17 protein-coding genes and 1 pseudogene are annotated in these 19,154 nt (G+C 66.7%); 6 read left to right on the top strand and 12 right to left on the bottom strand.

Annotated elements, in window-relative coordinates; translation table 11 throughout:
- Positions 1-52: 52 nt before the first annotated feature.
- Entirely contained in the window at positions 53-643 is a 591-nt protein-coding gene (locus GA0074696_RS23735) for a class I SAM-dependent methyltransferase (RefSeq protein ID WP_088963146.1), read from the top strand.
- A gap of 186 nt (positions 644-829) precedes the next feature.
- On the opposite strand, the gene GA0074696_RS23730 is transcribed toward GA0074696_RS23735, so the two are convergent.
- Positions 830-1,354: an HAD domain-containing protein gene (locus GA0074696_RS23730; RefSeq protein WP_088963145.1), complete on the bottom strand. Its 525-nt coding sequence runs from the start codon at positions 1,352-1,354 to the stop codon at positions 830-832.
- 298 nt (positions 1,355-1,652) lie between these two features.
- Here GA0074696_RS23730 and GA0074696_RS23725 point away from each other — a divergent pair, with 298 nt between their 5' ends.
- A complete protein-coding gene (locus GA0074696_RS23725; RefSeq protein ID WP_088963144.1) occupies positions 1,653-2,327 on the top strand; it encodes a cytidylate kinase family protein in 675 nt (224 codons plus the stop codon).
- 36 nt (positions 2,328-2,363) lie between these two features.
- Here the strand turns inward: GA0074696_RS23725 and GA0074696_RS23720 are convergent, their stop codons facing one another.
- The 8 genes from GA0074696_RS23720 to GA0074696_RS23685 all read right to left on the bottom strand — a co-directional run bounded on the left by GA0074696_RS23720 (position 2,364) and on the right by GA0074696_RS23685 (position 12,697).
- Entirely contained in the window at positions 2,364-3,113 is a 750-nt protein-coding gene (locus GA0074696_RS23720) for a tyrosine-type recombinase/integrase (RefSeq protein ID WP_197700774.1), read from the bottom strand.
- Between the two features lie 268 nt (positions 3,114-3,381).
- On the bottom strand, positions 3,382-3,852 hold the full coding sequence (locus GA0074696_RS23715) for a UPF0158 family protein (protein WP_088963142.1): 471 nt from the start codon (positions 3,850-3,852) through the stop codon (positions 3,382-3,384).
- Positions 3,853-4,062: 210 nt separating this feature from the next.
- A complete protein-coding gene (locus GA0074696_RS23710) occupies positions 4,063-4,809 on the bottom strand; it encodes a phosphotransferase family protein (RefSeq protein WP_197700773.1) in 747 nt (248 codons plus the stop codon).
- A 769-nt stretch (positions 4,810-5,578) separates the two neighbouring features.
- Positions 5,579-6,673: a hypothetical protein gene (locus tag GA0074696_RS23705; protein WP_157746093.1), complete on the bottom strand. Its 1,095-nt coding sequence runs from the start codon at positions 6,671-6,673 to the stop codon at positions 5,579-5,581.
- Between the two features lie 375 nt (positions 6,674-7,048).
- Entirely contained in the window at positions 7,049-7,357 is a 309-nt protein-coding gene (locus tag GA0074696_RS23700; RefSeq protein ID WP_088963140.1) for a hypothetical protein, read from the bottom strand.
- Positions 7,358-7,666: 309 nt separating this feature from the next.
- On the bottom strand, positions 7,667-8,770 hold the full coding sequence (gene mraY / locus GA0074696_RS23695) for a phospho-N-acetylmuramoyl-pentapeptide-transferase (protein ID WP_088963139.1): 1,104 nt from the start codon (positions 8,768-8,770) through the stop codon (positions 7,667-7,669).
- 1,346 nt (positions 8,771-10,116) lie between these two features.
- Complete coding sequence (locus GA0074696_RS23690; RefSeq protein ID WP_088963138.1) at positions 10,117-11,520, bottom strand: hypothetical protein; 1,404 nt, start codon at positions 11,518-11,520, stop codon at positions 10,117-10,119.
- Positions 11,510-12,697: a TerB family tellurite resistance protein gene (locus tag GA0074696_RS23685; RefSeq protein WP_088963137.1), complete on the bottom strand. Its 1,188-nt coding sequence runs from the start codon at positions 12,695-12,697 to the stop codon at positions 11,510-11,512. Before GA0074696_RS23685 ends, GA0074696_RS23690 begins: the two co-directional genes overlap by 11 nt.
- Positions 12,698-12,942: 245 nt before the next feature.
- Here GA0074696_RS23685 and GA0074696_RS23680 point away from each other — a divergent pair, with 245 nt between their 5' ends.
- Positions 12,943-13,479: a hypothetical protein gene (locus GA0074696_RS23680; protein WP_088963136.1), complete on the top strand. Its 537-nt coding sequence runs from the start codon at positions 12,943-12,945 to the stop codon at positions 13,477-13,479.
- Between the two features lie 197 nt (positions 13,480-13,676).
- Here GA0074696_RS23680 and GA0074696_RS23675 read toward each other — a convergent pair.
- A pseudogene (locus GA0074696_RS23675) lies at positions 13,677-14,393 on the bottom strand (IS6 family transposase).
- Here GA0074696_RS23675 and GA0074696_RS23670 point away from each other — a divergent pair.
- Positions 14,366-15,115, top strand: a complete 750-nt coding sequence (locus GA0074696_RS23670; protein ID WP_197700772.1) for a hypothetical protein — start codon at positions 14,366-14,368, stop codon at positions 15,113-15,115. The pseudogene GA0074696_RS23675 and the gene GA0074696_RS23670 sit on opposite strands and share 28 nt — an antisense overlap.
- Here GA0074696_RS23670 and GA0074696_RS23665 read toward each other — a convergent pair.
- On the bottom strand, positions 15,035-16,045 hold the full coding sequence (locus GA0074696_RS23665; protein ID WP_088963135.1) for a mechanosensitive ion channel family protein: 1,011 nt from the start codon (positions 16,043-16,045) through the stop codon (positions 15,035-15,037). The two genes, GA0074696_RS23670 and GA0074696_RS23665, sit on opposite strands and share 81 nt — an antisense overlap.
- Positions 16,046-16,108: 63 nt before the next feature.
- Positions 16,109-16,243, bottom strand: coding sequence for a hypothetical protein (locus tag GA0074696_RS32350; RefSeq protein ID WP_269458732.1), 135 nt, complete (start codon positions 16,241-16,243; stop codon positions 16,109-16,111).
- 95 nt (positions 16,244-16,338) lie between these two features.
- Here GA0074696_RS32350 and GA0074696_RS23660 point away from each other — a divergent pair, with 95 nt between their 5' ends.
- On the top strand, positions 16,339-17,445 hold the full coding sequence (locus GA0074696_RS23660) for a hypothetical protein (RefSeq protein WP_088963134.1): 1,107 nt from the start codon (positions 16,339-16,341) through the stop codon (positions 17,443-17,445).
- 183 nt (positions 17,446-17,628) lie between these two features.
- Positions 17,629-18,875 (top strand): IS3 family transposase gene (locus tag GA0074696_RS23655; RefSeq protein WP_456238168.1). Its coding sequence is split into 2 segments (ribosomal slippage): positions 17,629-17,911 and positions 17,911-18,875, totalling 1,248 coding nucleotides; the frame shifts between segments, so codons are not numbered across the junction.
- Positions 18,876-19,154: the final 279 nt, after the last annotated feature.

The raw sequence follows: 19,154 nt of genomic DNA, 5'->3' as shown, positions 1-19,154 counted from the left end.
CGCGACGATCACAGCATCAACCGCAGCACAGACGGAGAAACCCCTGGCACTCATGAGCAGCACCGCAGGCTACGGCGAAGCCGCCGACACCCTGGCCGAACAGTACGAGAGCGTTTCGTTTGCCGACGTGCACCGAGATGTCCTGCACCTGTTCCCCATCGAGCCCAGCTCGATCCTGGACATTGGCGCGGGCACGGGCCGCGATGCGGCAGCCCTGTCCGACCTGGGACACCGGGTCGTCGCCGTCGAGCCCACCCCGCAACTTCGCGCGCATGGTCAACGCATCCACGCCGCCAACGACATCGAATGGGTCGACGACAGCCTGCCCAACCTGACGGTGCTGTACAAGCGCCCCCAACGCTTCAACCTGATTCTTCTGACGGCCGTCTGGATGCATCTGGACCAGCACGAGCGATCGTCAGCGATGAAACACATCAGCGGCCTGCTTCTACCTGAGGGCCGCGTGGTCATCTCCCTGCGCCACGGCCCCGTACCTGCCGGCCGGCAGATGTACGACGTCTCCGCTGAGGAGACGGTCGCGCTGGCCCGTCACTTCGGCCTACACCTCATTCACGACTGCGAACGGGCGGACCCCCTCGGTCGCCACGACGTGCGCTGGAGCTACCTCGGCCTGCAGCTGTAACGAATTCGACTGCTGCCGGCGCCCGCCAGCTGGTCTGAAACGCTGGGGCACACATGACACAGGGAGAACGAGCACCGTACACCGAGTCGACAAACAGTCCGCTCATCGGCACGACCGCGTGCCGAGCGCTGCCGTTCCTCCGTCACGCACAGTGACGCCCGGTCGGCGACGTGAGCGTGCAGGTGATCAAGCGGCGTCGTCAATCTGCCCGAGCCATCGACGGACCGCTGAGAAATCCGCTTCGGTCAGGCCCACGTATGGGTCGACACGTTGCAGCAGGGCCCGCACCGGGTGGTGTGCTGCGACCCAGCGCCGGTCAGCATCAGTTATCTCGTCGTCAAGCCACACGAATGGGCGGCCGGCTGCCCACCGGGTAAGGAATACGGTCTTCCAGTGCAGACCGTGCTCCGGATCCTCGTCGTCGTCCGGCCATTCGACGACCGGCAGGTCCGGAAGCCCGAGCCGTGGCGAGATGACCTCGTTCGCCTCCGCCATCCATGTCGTCGCCCAGACCAACTGGCATCCCAGTGCCAACAGCCTCCGCCCGTCATCTGGGTCAAGCCGATCGAGCAGAGGGTTGCCAGTACCGTCCAGTGGCTGCACGACTGCACCGCCCAAAGAACGCTCGCGGCTAACCGGCCGGGCTTTGAACGGGATCAGCGGCCCGTCGACATCGACGAAGATCAAGGAGCTGTTGGCAAGGTCGGCCATCACGCTCGAACCGTATCGTGGGCCCATCCGGGCTGAGCCAGGTGCGCACTCTCCCGGGAAGGACCGGCTGTTCGCTGCACGCACCCCTCGTAATACACCCGGCACGCCCGGTCAGCGGCAGGACCGGTCACGCTATACCGACCGACCAGCGCCGGCATGACAGTCCGTTTGCGCCGCGACCGCAGCCAGTTTCGTATGCGGCAATCTCGCTCACTCGGGGAGTGGCCGGCGCGAAAAGGCTGGCGCGCATAAGGTCGGCTCGACACGGCGACCTTCGCGAGACTAGGACGGGCAGGACATGGACCAAGGCACCCGCCACGAGGTGCTCGGCCGCCTGGCTGAGGCAGTCGGGTCCGTCACAGCCGCACACCCGACGCGGGTTGCTATCGACGGACCGCCCGCCGCAGGCAAGACCACGCTCGCCGACGAACTGGCCGTCGTCTTGCGCACACAGGGCCGCGACGTCATCCGCGCGACGATCGACGATTTCCTCTTCCCCCGGGCACAGCGCTATCCGCGCGGCGAGTACTCGGCCGAAGGCTGCTACTTCGACACCCACGACTACAACGCGCTGAACCGGGTTCTGCTCGATCCGCTCGGCCCGGGCGGAGATCGACGCTTCCAACACGCGGTCTACGACCGCACCGCGGATACCGCGCTGTCCCCGCCGGTCACGACTGCGCCCGCCGACGCCGTGCTGCTCTTCGACGGCGTCTTCCTCATGCGCCCGGAACTGATTGATCGGTGGGACCTGCGCATCTTCGTGTCGACCGCGCTGGAGACGACCGTGGATCGTGCCGTGATCCGAGAGCGTCAGGTGTTGGCTCGGGCCGAAGTCGAACGGCGCTGGCGCGAGCGTTACATCCCCTCCCAACAGTTCTACTTCGCTACGGTCCGCCCGACCGATCACGTCGACATCATCGTGCACAACGACGAGCCCCAGCAGCCGGTCTGGGAGACCCAAACACACTGACCGCACTCATCTCGGCAGATCCGCTCGTCGTGGTCGTTACGTTCCGGAGGCCATGTAGGCGGCGAGAATGTAGTTGGGGTGGCGGTCGAGGTTCTTACGGGCGCGGTCGTAGCGCATGGTGGTGCGCGAGTCGGCGTGGCGGGCGGCGATCTGCACGTCGCGCAGGCTGACGCCAGCGTCGAGCATGGTGGTGACGAAGGTGTGGCGGAGCATGTGCGGGTGCATCCTCGGCATCCGGATCCCGGCGTTGGCGGCGAGGTGCTTGAGCCGGCGGGTCGCCGCGTGCCGGTCCATCCGCGCGTCGAGGGTGTTGAGCAGGATCGGGCCGTCGAGGCGGCCGTCGACCGCCCGGTCTATGGCCCTGGCCACCGCTGTCGGCAGCGGAACCAGGACGACCTTGCCGCCCTTGCCGCGGACTCGTAGGACCCGGTGACCGTGTTCCTCGCCGAGGTCGCCGATGTTTGCGCCGCAGGTCTCGAAGATTCGCAGTCCGAGGAGTCCGAGCATGGCGATCAGCGCGAAGTCGTTCGGGTTGGCCGATAGTCGTGCGGTGGTGATCAGTGCTTCGAACTGGAGGTGGCCCAGTCCGAGGGTGGGTGATTCGGGTGGCACCGTAGGTCTGCAGACGTAGTCGGCTGGTGAGTGCGGCAGGATGCTGTCGATGACGCAGACGCGGTAGAAGCCGACGACCACCGACAGGCGGCGGGAGACGGTCGATGGCTGGAAGCGGCGTACGTCCTGGAGCCACCGCACGTACCGCTCGATGTCCACCCGAACCGCCGCCAACGGATCCAGGTTCTGGCCCGTGCACCAGGCCAGGAAGACAGGTAGGTCGGAGTTGGTATGCAGGCGCGTGTCACCTCGGTATCGACCGAGGTATGCGGCTACGGCCGCACGGAGAACGAGATGATCAGAAGAGACGATGTCGGGGCCGGAAGCGGGAGAGGTAGTCATACCCCACCGTGCGTCACCGCTCACAGTCGGCGTCAACGCCCTCTGCGCAGCAGATGCGTGCGTTCGTGACTGTAGGAAGTCGCGCGGCGCGGGCGCCAGCTCAGGGAAGGTCGGGATCTGGGTGCTCGGCCACGAAACGCTCGCCCGTTTCGTCGTCGACCAGCGCGTTGTCGACCAGCCATTCAACAGCCCGCCGCTGTGCGCGCACGTCGCGGAAGGCGTACCACGCTGGCAGTAGGTGCGGGTGCTCCTCGTGCAACTCGTTCTTGAACCGGCGAAAGGCGCCCTTGCCCCGGATCGCTCGGGCGAGTCTGCGGCCGGCCGCCGCGTCACTGATCCTCTCGGCAAAGTCGGCCATGTCCTGGTACCAGACGTAGGACGGCAGCGGATCAATACCGACCAGGTCGAGGTCGTCAAGGTCAATGGGCGTGTGCCCGTCGATGCCGCCGTCCGTCGTCCAGAACACGATCTCGCCGGTCTGCGGGTTGATCAGCCATCGGTGCTCGTAGTCGGTCTGGTCCTCGAGCGCGGTGGCGATCTCCTCCAGGTCTAGCCTGCCCAGGTCAAGCATCCGGCCACCATAAACCCGCTCCTGCCCGCGCTTCGACCCGCGACCAGCGGCAGATCCGGATGCCATGCCTGGCGTCGCATAGCAATGTCGTCGATGGTGCGCCTTGGTCGTGAGCTACGACAGACAACGACCTTCGCTGCGATCGGTGGCAACAGCACAGATCCAGCGTGCCCCCATGTCACAGCTCGTGGCCGTCGGGTTCGTGCAGCCTCACATCCGGGATCTCAACACGTCGAACTCACAGCCGGGCAGGGACGGGTCGAAGCCGTGCTCGACCAGCCAGCGGGCCGCCACCAGGCTTCGCCACGACCACCACCCGCGGATCACGTCGAGGTCGACATCGGTGCCGTAGCCGGCGACCACATCGTCAAGGTGCTCCTCGTGTCCGAGCGTCAGGACGGCGAGGTCGTACAGGGCATCGCCCTGGGCCGCCTCGGACCAGTCGATCACACCGGTGATCTCGTCATCGTCGACGAACACGTGGGTGATCTGCAGGTCGCCGTGCATGAACACCGGTTTCCACGGCCGCAGCGCAGCCTCAGCAACCTGGCGGTTACGGGTGACCACGTCCGTGGGAAGGACACCATTCGTGACGAGCCACTCGCATTCGCCGTCGAGGCGCGATGCGATCTCGTCGAGGCGCCGACCGGGCCATGGCGGCAGGGGCGCGTCGTGCAGCGTCCGCGCGGCCGCACCCGCCGCGGCCCACGCCGCCGACGACGCGGGCGACGGCTCGCCGAGGCGGCCCAGTGCCATCCCGGGCAGGGCGGCGAGCGCGAGCACGGGTGGCTTGCGCCACAGGACCTGCGGAGTCGGGATCGGCGCCAGAGCCATCGCCTCGACCTCGACGTCGGTGCGCGTCTGATCAGCGTCGATCTTCAGGAACACATCACCGACACGCAGGGTCGCTCGCTCGTCATGGGCGACGACGACCTTAACTTCTTCCACGTCGGCCATTATCGCGAGATGATCATCGACGCCGCCCCGGGTTTATTGCGTGCGAATTGAAGTGCGCTACGGCGCACAGGCAAGCGACCTGGCCGACTCGCGCACATCGGCAGTTGAGCACATCACCGGCCAGCACGACCCACTGACGCCGCTGATGCCTTCGGAATCGCCGAAGAGGTCACCGTGCAGTAAACCCTGGTCGGAAGATTGCCGGTGGGATTCAAGTCCCAGCGTTCAGGAGTCATGGCGATGCCAGCACGGCGCCACCCAAAGCCACGCGTCGATGCAACGAATCCCAATTGGCCGGCGCCTGCGCGATCCCGACGACAAACCGACACCACCCAATCGGGGGCCAGCAGAGCGTGACCTCTTCGGCGTTCTCTGGGAGGTCACACCGCCCCGTCCGTCCGCATCACCGCAGGTCAGAGCTCTCAGCCCTGCCTGGCTCCATTGAGCACTTCGGGCACGGTGACCACTTCGCCAAGCTGCACCCAATCTGCTCCCAGATGCAAGGCCAGGCCGTCCAGCGGCTCCTTAACCGGCCTGACCTGCACATACTCTCCGAGCAGGCGACATGGACAGCCTTCGACTGCTGTGCAATGCGGCTGAGCACTCCGTGTGAACGCGGGGTGTGGGGCACCGTTTGATGTCATCCGGTGCTCTTTTGCAGCCCGAAGCGCGGCTACCTTGCTGCCTGCTGTCGCATGTTGTCGGCTGCCGCCGACGCTTTCGCTGCCTCTTCGCTGCCTTGCTCGCATGGCGGCGGGCGGCGGGTCTGCTAGCCGCCGAACTGGTCCCAGGCGAAGCCCGGAGCGCGCAGTGGGCGGAGCGCCGACCGATGCCGGCTTCCGGCATACACCTCGACCGAGGCGTCGTCGTAAGTGGCGGTCGCGACGACCAAGCCCGGGGCAACGTAGTGCCGGGTAGGGTCACCCGGCCACCGCAGGGGTCGCAGGGGCACCTGGTGCAGTTGTTCAACCAGTCGCCGCGCCTGGTCGGCGGTCACAGTCGCGAAGCCGCAGAAGGGACTGGAATAGGACGCTTCACAAAGGAGGAACTGCAGCAGAAAGGCGCTCAGCGGCTCTCGCTCCTGTTCCACGTGAAGTCCGCTGTACTGAACTGTCGGGTCCGCCTCGGTCGGGTCCAGCAACATGCCGAAGACCCCTTGGTTCTCCGACCCGAACTCCACCAGCCCGTCGTCCTCGTCCTCCAACTCGTCGGCGGTGTGGATCCGGTTGTGCAAACCGAACACCTCTCGGCGCCCGGCGGCGGCACGGTAGAAGGCGAGCAGCGGTTCGGGAAGCGGCCGGTCCGGGTCGCGGAGTTCGTCGTCGCCTGTCGGGATGTCGGCGTACCAACCGGCCACGAAGTCGCGCAACCCGGCAATAGGGTCGTGGGGCAGGAACCTGAGCCAGTCGAGACTGGGAAGCGGATGTTGCAGCGTTGGTCGCACCTGGTCGAGGACGTCGAACGGCAGGCTGTCCGCGATACTCAGTTTGCAAAACGAGAGTCCGCTTTTACCAGGGAAAGGCCACTGACTGCCGTCAGGTACGTAGAGGGGCCCCCGGTGGCTGACCACATGCCGCAATTCCCCTAGTGGCACATAGCCCTCGGACACGCGAACGAATCCTAGAAGCGGAAGGTCGGAGCCGGTCAGCCGCGCCTCCGCGGCCTCGGGAAACGGCTCATGCAGCGTCAGGACGTCGCCGTTTTGCACGGCGTTGCCGTCAGGCCGATCGCCGGCCTGCAGGATGACGAGCGTCGCCGACGGCCCGACCACGTAGGTGACGTTTGCTGCCGGCAGGGTCTGCGCTTGCGTTCCGGCGTACGACATCACCTCGGATTCCTTCACAACGGACCACCGCTCAGTCATGAACCGAGGCTAGTGGATCTTTGCCGATGCTGGGGTGCAGCCAGTCCCATGTGAGGTGGCCGAGGAGGTCGGTCCCTCGCAACCTCTTGCCGTAGGCGTGAGTGTCAGACGTTGAAGCGGAGCTACGTCCGCCTATCCGTGACCTGCGACAACCTGCTTGCCGTGCTGGTCGTGGCCGTCGTGGGCTCACGTCATTGATGGCTTGTTGCCGACGTTTCACGCTGTCTTGGGCCTCGTGGGTGCCCCGGACGACTACTTCCGCCCCCAGGCAACCTACACCTGGCTTTGACCTGCCGCTTTGTTGCAGTGCTGCTGTGGTCATCCTCTGGGTCCATGCTCGTCCGCCAGCGTGCGCTCCGATCGTCACTCAGTTAGTCACTCAGCCAGAGTCTCGGCCGACGCCTGGTCGCCATTCTTGGAGGCGGACCGGCTCGCTACGAACTCTTCTCCTAGTTCGCTGCACAGCCGGTCGCGTGCCTCGTCAAGCCGCTGACCATAGTCACGGGCGAAGATGAGCGGCTCTTTGTCGAGGGATTTGCTGATGCGGTGAAGCGCAGACCAGACAGCGGGGTCCTCGTCGACGATGCTGTCGAACAACCTCGTACCCATAACCGTGCCCAGCCAGTGCGAAAGCACAAGCGCCTGGTCTGGACTGAGCGTGATCGTTACTTGATCGTCCGACATGCCGGCCAGGTTAGCCCCCTGGTATCGCTGGTCTACGCCGACCGCTTCGGTGTGAACGTCGATCTCGCCTGTCGGCAGTTCACAGCCGACACCACGTGATGTCGTCGCGTGCGCTCCAGCCGCCGCCGGAGGTCGCCCCGTGATGGATGACGCCAGACCTCTTGCTGACTTCTTGCTGACACAGCGACCGAGGGGTCTGGCCGCGACCGGCTTAGGCAATGCTGCTGCCAGACGCTGGCACCCCGGTGGGGAACCAGGCTGCCCGGCGGATCACCGTCGGTGGCACGACACAGGCTTGTCGCGTGGCTTTTATCCAACGACCGCCAAGAAATCCGAGTAGAACAGGCCCAGGCCGACCGCCACGCAGACACCGGCCACGATCCAGAACCGGACCACAATATTGACCTCGCTCCATCCGGCCAGCTCGAAGTGGTGGTGCAACGGCACCATCCGGAAGACACGTCTTCCGGTGGTCCGGAACGAGACGATCTGGATCACCCAGGTCGTCGTGATGATGACGAAGAGCCCGCCGATCATGACCGAAAGCAGCGTCGTGCGGGTTGCCACTGCGAGCCCGCCGATCAGGGCGCCGAGCCCGAGCGAGCCCACGTCACCCATGAAGATCCGCGCCGGGGACGTGTTCCACCACAGGAAGCCCACGCAGGCGCCGGCCGCCGCCGCCGCGATCATGGCGATCTCCAGGGGATCCCGGACCTGGTAGCAGTAGTCGTTCACGCGGGCGTACGCGTCGTCGGCGCACCAGTGCCGGTACTGCCAGAAGCCGATCAGCGCGTACGCGCCGAGCACCAGGATCGACGCGCCGGTGGCCAGGCCGTCGAGGCCGTCGGTGAGGTTCACGCCGTTCGACATCGCCATGATCACGAAGACGATGACCATGACCGCGCCGACCTTGCCGACGTTCAGCCAGCTGATGTCGCGGATGAGCGAGATGTGCTCGCTGGCCACGGTCTGGCCGTTGGTGCTCGGCACGTAGAGAGCGGCGATGCCGAACCCGCCGCCGACGATCGCCTGGCCGAGCAGCTTGCCTTTGGCGGACAGTCCGTCGGAGTTGCGCCGGCGCACCTTGAGGAAGTCGTCGAAGAAGCCGACCGCGCCGCAGAAGACGAACAGCCCGAGCAACACCAGGGCCGTCATGGTCGGCCCCTCCTGCGCGATCTGCCGCTCGGGCACGGTGGTCAGGGCGATGTGCCCGGCGACGTAGGCGAAGACGGTCGCCACGATGAAGACGACGCCGCCCATCGTCGGCGTGCCCTTCTTGCCCTGGTTGCTGGCAAGCCCGATGGATCGGATCGGCTGGCCGGCCTTGAGCGCGGTGAAGACGCGAATCGCCACCGGCGTGCCGAACAGGGAGATGACGAACGCGACCGCGGCCGCGACGATGACCGCCCTCACGAGCGAACCTCCACGAGATCGAGCTTCCAGACCAGCGCCTGGCGTATCGACCTGAGCTGGCCGTGTAGATAGTCCTTAGCGAAAGCATCGATCACGAGAGACGATCTTGCCATCCGACGGCAGGCGGAGCAGCCCTGGACCTCACGGCGCCGTGGTTCGTAACTCGCCGACACGAACCGACGACGATCTTGCAGCGCCAGGCCCGAGGCTGAGTAGTAACAGTTCGCTATGGTGCCGTTCGGTGCCGTTGGGAGCTGTTTTACGCCGTTCAGTGCACCCGGTTGCTCCCAACCTGCTCCCCAATCTCGGGCCGCGAGACCAGCGGCAACTGACCGGCTGGCGCATCCTCTCGTCGCGCAGAACCGCGCCCGTGTGGGCGCCGGACAGGGGTTACTGGGCCCCTCTACTGCGACGCGGGCGCCCGCCACCCCGCTGCCCCCGACCCCCGGCGGCATCGACGTCGGCGAACCGACCGCCCCGCACACCCTCCGTGAGCCAGTACGTATAGCTAATCAACGATCTTATTTGCGGATTAAATCCGCCATAAGCGGCGCCCGAGGGTCAGTGCGCGCCGATACTCTTCACCGCGCGGAAGGCCGGGGTCCAAAGGACCGCCACTCCCGAGCCGCCCGAGGCAGTCGACCGCCAAGGGCAACGACCCCGGCCCTCCCGTCCAAACGTCAGCCGCCAGCGTTTCAGCGGATCCGTTTCGCGGCGTACGCCGTGCGCCGTACCGGCTTCACGCCCGCCGCGACAGCGTCACCACGTGCCTCGAACGCCAGCACCGCTGCCATCACGGCGTGATGCGGCGGGGCGATTTCGGGTAGTCCTTCCCGACCGTGCTCGAATGCGCTTCGAGTACGCAGCGGTCGATAGAGCCCTGCGGGTCGGGCCGACTTCGCCGACCGCCCCCGTACGAAGTGGCCGTCACGATCGGCCCTTCAGATTGGACATCGGGTACGCCCGGTTAAAGCGGAATCTCGGTAGGAGGCTCCAGGGAGCCCCGCGTGAGGTTTCTCCACCGGCATGCATGGTGCGTGCGTCGGCGTCAAGCCGCCGAATGCCGATCCCGTCGAAGAGACATGACGCCGAGTAGGTGCGAAAGATCGGCTCTCCGTCGGCCGGCCAGCCATGGTCAGAGACGGTTTCTCCTTTGCCGCCAACACTGTCCATAGCAGATGCTGCCGATTGGCAGCGAGCGCCGGACGGAGCGCTTCGGCGGTGACGTGAACGGTGTCGGAACCCGCTCCGCGAGCCGCGGAGCTCTCTGCCGCCAACGTACCTGCTTTCCCCACTAAAGACAGTCAGATTGATAGTCTGCCCAGGCTCACAACTCGGCTCGCTGGTCACGATTGCCCCTCGGATTCGGTGAGGAGCAATTCCCATTCCTTCTCCAGAGCTTCGTTGATTCGATGGTCGCGGGAGATGGCTTCTTTGAACCAGGCGATGGTGGCGGGTGCCATGGCGAGAATCTGGTTGTAGTTGAGGGCGGCCGGGTTCATGCCAAACAGCAGCCCGGTCTTGAGAAGCGTGCCTGAGGTGGCGATGGTGTGCCCGAGCAGCAACATGGAGGTGAGTTTGGCGTGCTCCAGCTTCCGTTGCGCTGCGGTACCGCCGGTGGCATAGCTCTTGAGAAGCCAGTACCCGCGGATGATCGCGGACACGACGCCAGGAGTGATGCCCATTGTGAAGAAGTGGCGCAGGTCGTAGCCGTTCGTATACATGTAGCGGGCCAGGTCGGTCCAGGGCACCTTGACACCGGAGGGGCCTAATGCGAACGGGGAATTAATCTGTCCGAGTTGAAGCAGGCTGAAGAACGGGGGCTGCAGGCCGGCAGGAGTGTAGACGTCCGAGAGCAGATGGCGCACCTGGGTGATGAGAGCGTTGATCAGGTCGACCGGGTCGTAGTCGGTGGCGACCTGGACCAGTTGCCCTGCCTTGTCGATGTAGGTGCCGGTGCCGTGCATGAGATCTGCCACGCCGACGAGGAAACCCAGGGCCGGATCGTGGCCGAGGCTCTGGAGCCGATGGGTAACCGGCCGCATGCCGCTGACCGGGCCCCCGGTGGCCTTCGTGGTGGGGGCGTCATAGGGCACTTTGGCCAGCTTCTCGAAACTCTTGAAGAAACGGTCGTGGATGTCTTGTGCGCGGTCACGGTCCTGAAGCCACTTGGTGAGGGGCGATCCCGTCTGCTCTTTGCCTAGGAAGGCGGAATCCTTGGGGATGCGGACGAGGATGACGTCAAGGAGGGTCGCGAGGACTCCGGCAACCAGGACGACCGTCCAGTCGGTCTTGTCCCAGCTGACGTCGCCATGTTCCTCGGCGTAGCTGCGCAGGCTGCGAGCTATCTGGCCGGCGGGAAGAACCTGCTGGAGCGGGTCCCGGGTCAGATCGATACCCAACAGATCCAACCGGGCTTCGGCAAGCCTGACGAGCTGATCGAAGTCGCCATCAGTCGGGATGATGGGCACGGCGTAACGGGGGTAGCTCGGTGTCTCGACACTCACGGCGGTCACTGCGCTCGACTGGGACTCTTCGGCTGGTACGAGGACGCCCATCGCTTGGAGACGGGCGCGCACCGCGTCGAACTCGGACTCGACCGAGTCCAGGGTGTCGCTGACGCGAAGTTCGCGTTCGAGGACATCCTTGAGGTCGAATTCCACCTGGTCGAACAAGCCCCGCAGTTCGGTCAGCGTGACGGCCTGGTAAGCCACGACCGCGGCAGCAGCCGAAAACTGGTCACCCGACACTGAGCGGCTCCCGCCGTTCGAAGGCCTCCTGACTGTTCTGCAGATTCACCAGGGCCAACTGAAAGGCGGCCAACTCATCCCTGAGCGCGGCGAGTCGCTCCTCGTTCCTCATGGTCTGGGTGAGGTAGGCCTCCATCCGGTGACCGAGCCCCGTAATGTCGTCGGTGAGCTCGGCCATCGCCTGCTGGTGATTCTTGATGACTTGCTGAATCAGATGCTCCCGCCGATTTTCTCGTTCACGCTCGTTGGTGGCCAGCGCCCAACGCGCCCCCTGATGGACCGCGACCCCGAGAATCACCACGGTGCCGATCCCGGTGACCATCGCGCTCAAGCCCAGCAAGCCGCCGAACCCCAAGGCCGCCAAACCCGAGGTGATTCCCGCCCCGCTGAGGCCGGAGACGCTGCCAGCAAGACTGATCGCGGCGATCGGGGCACCGAACGCAGCCGCCTTGGCAGCAATGTCCTTGGTGGTGGCCTCCAACTGGCTGGTCGTGATCTTGCCGGAGGCGAAGTCCTCTTCCGCAATCACGAACCGTTCGGTCGCCTCCACGACCTTGTCAGCTGACTCGGCGAACACGAGTCCTGCGACCAGCACGATTCGCTCACGCTCGGCGTCCGCAGCATGCCTGTCAGCACGCGAAATTCGCACCAGATCGCGCACCAGCACCGTGAACACCGGCTCGCGCTGATCCTCCTCGAGGCGGTCGTGCAATTCCCTGGACAGCTCCACCGCGGCGTCGGGGACCCCTGCGTCGCTCGCTGCATCCCGTTGCGCCCCAGTGATTTCCCTGCGCAACTCCGATCGCGCTTCGCCGTCGAGACCAATCGTCGATGCGAACAAGTACAGATTCGCGATCTCGCGAGGATCGAGGAGGCCGTCGACCAGCGCCAAGCTCACCAACACCCGGCAATAGAGCAACTTCCCGTCCGCGCTGAGCGCGGACAAGTCGCCGAAATCGGCGGGGTTGCGGGACGACCAGGCCGAGAGGCCGTCCTTGACTTCTCCGACCTTCGCCATCACCTGCTCGGCGGACTGCTTCACAACCTCCTGTGCATCGCCAGCAGCATCAGCGACACGCTGCCTCGCGACGCTCGTGCTGTCGGCAACCATCCGTCCAGCGGCGTCGGCAACGCCCTTCAGCCGTCCAAGCCCAACTTCACGAAGGTCCATCGCCATCCCTTTCACGTCTTTGGCGAAAGGCTATCGGTAGCCACCGACGAGACGACGTCCTCCCAGCGGCCCTAGCGCATGTCCTCATCGGCCAAATTTCGATGCCCTACGGCTGTGGCGCCGCCAGCCTCAGCGAGCGCCTCTATGCCTGGCGAGCCACCCGGAGCCCGGCCGCCGCCGCGCGGCTCATCTGCGCCACGACTTCTGCCCTGAACCTGCCGTGGTCGGCGGTGTCAGCTGGAGAGGAACCGGTGGTCCTGGGTGATCTGCCCGTGGACCCGTCCGGGATGGTCATCGGCGACGCGGTTGCGCTCGACTCATGGGTCGGCTTCCTGCCGACGGCGCGCAGTGTTGACGGGTTAGCCGACCTGCGAATCTGGGGCAAAGGCGATGAGGAGGCCTGGGCGCACTTCGGCGCGCAACCGATTCCGGCCTTCCACACCAACCGCCTGCACGGCTGGTTGGATCTACCCCTCGAAGTCGCGCACGAGCGAGCGGCGACGATCAACCGGTGGGCGGCGGCGAGGGGGCACTTCGCGCACATGGCGTCCGTCGACCTACACAGCCATCACCATCTCGGATGGCGAGCAGGCTGGCAGGATCCGCTCGGCGCCGGAGTCATCGAGGTAGCCAACTGCCCGATCCTTTGTGTCGGCTGGGCACCGAGCGAACTTCAGCGATTCAAAGCCGGCAGGCCGTTTGGACAGGTGTACCCGCTGACTCTGGAGCACGTCGCCGGCAAGGCCGTACTGCGATGGAGCATCCCACCCGCCGCCACCGAGGTCTGACGAGTGCGGCAATCAGCGTTACGAGACGACGCTGTACCTGCACGCTCATGCCGCTGAGCGGCACGCGGCTCGTCGAGGCCCCGTGACGATGCGTGAGTAACCGCGGGTCGCTGAGCGCATGGACGTCGCGGATGACCCGGCTCGGCGCCGTTGCATTATCTGATGGGGAGGCGCGTTACGCCCGGGTTGGGTCCGCGTCAGATGACCCGGGCGAGTTCACTGAACGCCGAAGCGACTCGGAGCTTCGGCTGACTGTCGAGCCCGAGTGCGTAGTGTCCCGGGCGGAGGTTCTGGATGAATGCGTGTCCGGCGATGATCACTTGCGCGCTCTGGTCGGTTCGGAGCCCGCGCATCGGTCGTAACCGGTGTTTGAGCTGGCTGTGGTCGGCCTCGATCGGATTGTTGGCATGCTGTTCGACGTGGTGCCAGGCCGAGGGGATCAGGTCGTCGAGCACGGCGGGGTAGACCGGGGCGGCGTCGGTGACCACCTCGGTAGGCGTCACCTTCAGCATCTGCAGCGCCCGCTGGAAGAACCGCCGGGCCGCGGCGGCATCACGGCGGGCCGAGACGAGCACGTCGATGACCTGCCGTGCTGGTCGATCGCCCGGTAGACGTACCGCCACACCCCGTTGACCTTCACATACGTCTCGTCGACGAACCACCGATCACCCGGGGAGTGGCGAGCGAACCGGGCGGCGTCGGCCAGCAGCGGGGTGAACCGTTGCACCCATCGGAAGACGCTGACTGGTCAACCTCGACACCGCGCTCAGCCAGGAGTTCCTCCACGTCCCGGTAGGAGAGGTTGTACCGCAGGTACCAGCGGACCGCGACGACGATCCCTCCGCGGGGAACCGGAACCCGGTGAACGCCGACTTCGGCGGCGACCATGGACGACGAGGACTCGACCGCTGCACCCGTCAAGCCTGCCTCGATCCCTCGACACGGGCAACGCAACAGACCCCACGCGAGCATGCGGCTCGCGCCCGAGGAACGGCGCCGCACCGTCACTGACAAGATCTGGGAGAGCATGGCGCTGCAGATGCTCGCCGAGGTCGGGATCGCCACCACCGCCACCGATCCAGGCCTGCGGTGGATCGCCAAGCGGTATGCCGATGACCATATGCACATCGTCGCCACGCTGGTGCGCGAGGACGGCCGAACCAACTGGCTGCGCAACGACTACCCGCGCTGCGTCAAGGCCACCTACAACGCCGCCCGCCGCTACAACCTGCACCGCCGGGTGCCGCCGGCTGGCCGCACCGCCCACCGCCGCCCGCACCCGGTCGAGGTCAGCAAGGCCCGTCGCACCGGCCGGGTTCAGACACCCCGCGACGAGCTGCGCCGGCGCGTACGCACGGGCGTGGCCGCCGCCGGATCCGAGGATGAGTTCTTCGCCCGGCTACGCGAGGCAGGGGTGCTGGTCCGGCTCCGACGCAGCAGCACCGATCCTCGCAACATCACCCGGTACACGCTGGCGCTTCCCGGCGCACGCACTGCCGGCAGGCAGCCGGTGTACTTCGGCGGGGGCGGGTTGGCGCCCGACATGACCCGCCGGTCAGGGCTGGTACTGGCTGCGGGTGCGGGGCAGCCACTGGGGGTGCTGGTCGCGCAGGTAGCGGATCAGTCCCTCGCGTAGGTCGCAGCGCAGGTCCCAGGCGCTGGCGCCGTCCGCGGCCGAGGCCTGCACCTGGATGACCACGGTCTGCGGGGTGGCGTCGACCATCTGGAGCACCCACCGGTCTCGGTCCCACAGCGGTGAGGACTCGACCAGCCGGCGTGCCTCCCGGCGCAGGTCGTTCAGGTCGGCGGTGTGGTCGACATGGATCTGGATCTTGCCGATCACCCGGGACTCGTTCCGGGTCCAGTTCTGGAACGGCCGCTCGGTGAAGTACGTGGTCGGCAGGATGAGCACCCGGTCGTCCCAGAGCCGGATGACCACGTTGGTCAGCTTCACCTCCTCGACCCGGCCCCATTCGCCGTCCACCACCAGCACGTCGCCGACGTGCATCCCGTCGGCGAAGGCTATCTGGATGCCGGCGAACGCGTTGCCGAGCGCGGTTCGGGCGGAGAGGCCGATCACCGCGCCGACCACGCCGGCCGAGGTCAGAATGGAGATGCCGGCGAGGCGTACCGGCCGGAAGGTGATCAGGATCAGGCCGATTGCGGCGACCGTGACCACGGCGACGGTGAGCCGCCGCACGGGGCGGATCTGGGTCCGGGCCCGCCGGACCCGCCGGCTGGTGACCAAATCGCTCGGCAGCCTGCTGAACGCGACCGCTTCGACAACGCTCAATGCCTTGATCACCAGCCACGCACCGATGGCGATCAGGACCAGCAGGATGGCGTGCCGCAGGTAACGCTGCCACTCGGCCGGTCCGAGCGGCAGCGCGTAGTACAGCGCCCCGACCAGCAGGGCCGCGGCCGCCGGGCGGCGGCAGGCGTGCCGCAGCGGTTCCAGCAGCCACTTGTAGCGGCCACGGGCAGCCCGGCGGATCAGCACGCCGGAGACCAGGTCCACGACCACGGCCGCCGTCAGCGCGGCCAACACGATCAACGCGGTACGCATCAGAGGCCGTTCACCGTGATCCCGATGCCGCCTCTCCTGAGCTCGCGACCGCACTCCCCGCGTTCAGGGTGTCATCGGATCCGGTGGCAAGCGGCGGATATCGGGAATGCCAGACGGCCGTGACGGACGTCCGGCGACACGCCACTGCTTGAGCCGGTTGAAGCAGCGCTCCACGACGTTGCGCTGCTTGTAGATCACCTTGTCGAGGCCGGTGGCCGCCCGTCGGCGTGCCGGCAGGGTGGGCCGCCACGGGCGAGACCTACGACGAGCCCGGCTACCGGTGAGGAGCACCGATGACCCACAGTGAACAGCACCGCCCGGAGATCGTCGTCGGACTGGTGGCGACCCCGCCGGACCACCCGGCCCGGGTGGCCGCGCGGCTCACCGCCGAGCTGGCCGGCCGGCTCTCCGAGCGGGTGGACGCGGACGTGCGGTGGACCGTCCGGGAAAGCTGGGGTGAGGTGGCGCCGCGCCGCGACGGCGGCGTTGAGGCGCTGCTCGACGATCTTGCCCAACGGCGCACCGACGACCGGTGGGACGTCGCGGTCTGCCTGACCGACCTGCCGCTGCACACCGAGCGGGTGCCGCTGGTCGCGCAGACCTCCGCCCGGCGCCGAGTCGCGATGGTGTCCCTGCCCGCGCTGGGACTGGGCCAGCTGCGTGCAGCCCGCGCGGCCGTTCCGGATCTGGTGACCCGACTACTCACCGACGCTTCGGACCAGCGGGTGCCGCCGGCCGGCTGGGCACCGGCCGAGATGGCAAGCCGGGTTGCCGCCATCCACCGGGTGGTCGGCGAGGCCGACCCCGGGGAACTGGGCTACGTCGCCTCGCGGCTGACCGGCCGGGTGCGGCTGTTGACCGGAATGGTCAAGGCCAACCGCCCGGGGCGCGCCCTGCTGGGCCTGTCCAAGCTGCTGGTCGGCGCGTTCGGCACGGCCGCGTTCGCGCTCACCACGAACACCATCTGGCAGATGGGCGATGCGCTCGGCGGACTCCGGCTCGCCGTGATCATGCTACTCGGGCTGACCGCGTTGGTGGCCTGGCTGATCGTCGCGCACGACCTATGGGAGAAACCAGACCGGGAGACACCGGCTGAGCTGGCCCGGCTGTCCAACCTAGGTACGATCCTCCTCACTCTGGCCACGGCGGTGTCCTACCTGGTGCTGTTCGCCGGAACGGTGCTCGCCGCAGCGCTGCTGATCGACACATCCGTGCTGGAACAGACCCTGCAGCTGCCGGTCGATTTCACCGACTACCTGACGCTCGCCTGGATCACCAGTTCGCTGGCCACCGTCGGCGGCGCGATCGGCTCCGGGCTGGAGAACGAGGACACGGTGCGGGCCGCCGCTTACGGCTACCATCCCGAACCCGGCGGTTGGCGGGACGAGAAGGACGTGTAAGCCACCGCGGGCGGGTCAAGCCAGCGCATGCCCCGAGTCGGCACCGAACCGCCCGAGGGAGTGGCCTTCTGCCCAGCACAGGCCCTTCAATGTCGCCACCACCCGCCGGAAGTGTCGCTTGACAAGATCCTCTGAACCGCCCCGGATCTTGTAGAGACTTCCCCGCTTGGGAAGGATCGAGAGGTGGCAGGAACGAAGCCGTATCCGCAGGAGCTGCGGGAGCGGGCGGTGCGGATGGTCGCGGAGGTGCGGCCGAACTACGAGTCGGACTGGGCGGCGATCACGGCGGTGGCGGCCCGGCTGGGGATCGGCACGGCCGAGACGTTGCGTAAGTGGGTCCGGCAGGCACAGGTCGATGATGGCTGGCGGCCGGGGGTGACGTCGGAGGAGTCGGCGGAGCTGAAGCGGCTGCGTCGGGAGAACGCCGAGCTGCGTCGGGCGAATGAGATCTTGAAGGCCGCGTCGGCTTTCTTCGCGGCCGAGCTCGACCGGCCTACGACACGCTCGTGAGTTTCGTCGACGAGCATCGGGACCGCTTCGGTGGAGTCGAGCCGATCTGTCGCGTGCTGCGTCAGCACGGGCTGCAGATCACCCCGAGCGGTTACTGGGCGGCCAAGAAGCGTCCGCCGTCGAAGCGGCAGGTGCGTGATGCGCAGCTGACAGAACTCATGCGGGAGATCCACTCGGCGAACTACGGCGTCTACGGAGCCCGCAAGATCTGGCACGAGCTGCGCCGCCAAGGGCATCCGACGGCCCGGTGCACGGTCGAGCGGTTGATGCGTGATGCTGGCCTGGCCGGTGTCGTGCGGGGCAAGAAGATCCGCACCACCACCGCCGATCCGGGGCATGAACGGGCCGCCGACCTGCTCAACCGGGACTTCACCGCCGCCCGGCCGAACCGGTGCTGGGTCGCGGACTTCACCCACGTCGCCGCCTGGTCCGGCGTGGTCTACGTCGCGTTCGTCGTTGACGTCTACTCGAGGGCGATCGTGGGTTGGTCCGCGGCGACGAACAAACGAACCCCGCTGGTCCTGGCCGCCCTGGACATGGGGCTGTGGCGCCGTGACCGCGCCGGCCAGCCGGTCGGGGCGGGCCTGGTACATCACAGCGATGCGGGCAGTCAGTACACGTCGTTCCGGTTCACCACCCACCTGCTCGATGCCGGTATCGACGCCTCGATCGGCAGCGTCGGTGACGCCCTGGACAACGCGCTGATGGAGTCCACCATCGGCCTCTACAAGACCGAGCTGATCAAACCCCGGGGCCCGTGGCGAAGCCTCGCCCAGGTCGAACTGGCCACCGCCGAGTGGGTCGACTGGTACAACAACCAGCGCGTGCACTCCGCCATCGGGCACGTCCCGCCGACCGAGTACGAATCGATGTTCTACGCTCAACCCCAGCCCCGTGAGGTGGTTGGAGCCAACAGCTGAGGTCTCCACAGAACCCGGGGCGGTTCATCCATCGCCAGCGGGATCGCGATCATCGGCTTCGGCGCCGTCGTCCTGCACCACGTCGGTGTTGTCACACGTGTACGGCAGCAGTTCACCGCCCTGACCCAGAACCCACCACCACCGGCCCAGTCCACTCGAGAATCACCAGCCCCAACGACGCACCGTAACCGGGCCCGCGAATACGGACTCCTGCCAGTCGCCAGCTCCCGGCTTGGCGACCGTTCCGGCACTCAACCGCGCTCAACTGCACGCGCGATG

It is taken from the genome of Micromonospora purpureochromogenes (assembly GCF_900091515.1).
GTDB lineage: Bacteria > Actinomycetota > Actinomycetes > Mycobacteriales > Micromonosporaceae > Micromonospora > Micromonospora purpureochromogenes.
The sequence above is the reverse complement of the archived record's forward strand: the minus strand, read 5'-3'. Positions and strand labels throughout refer to the sequence as shown.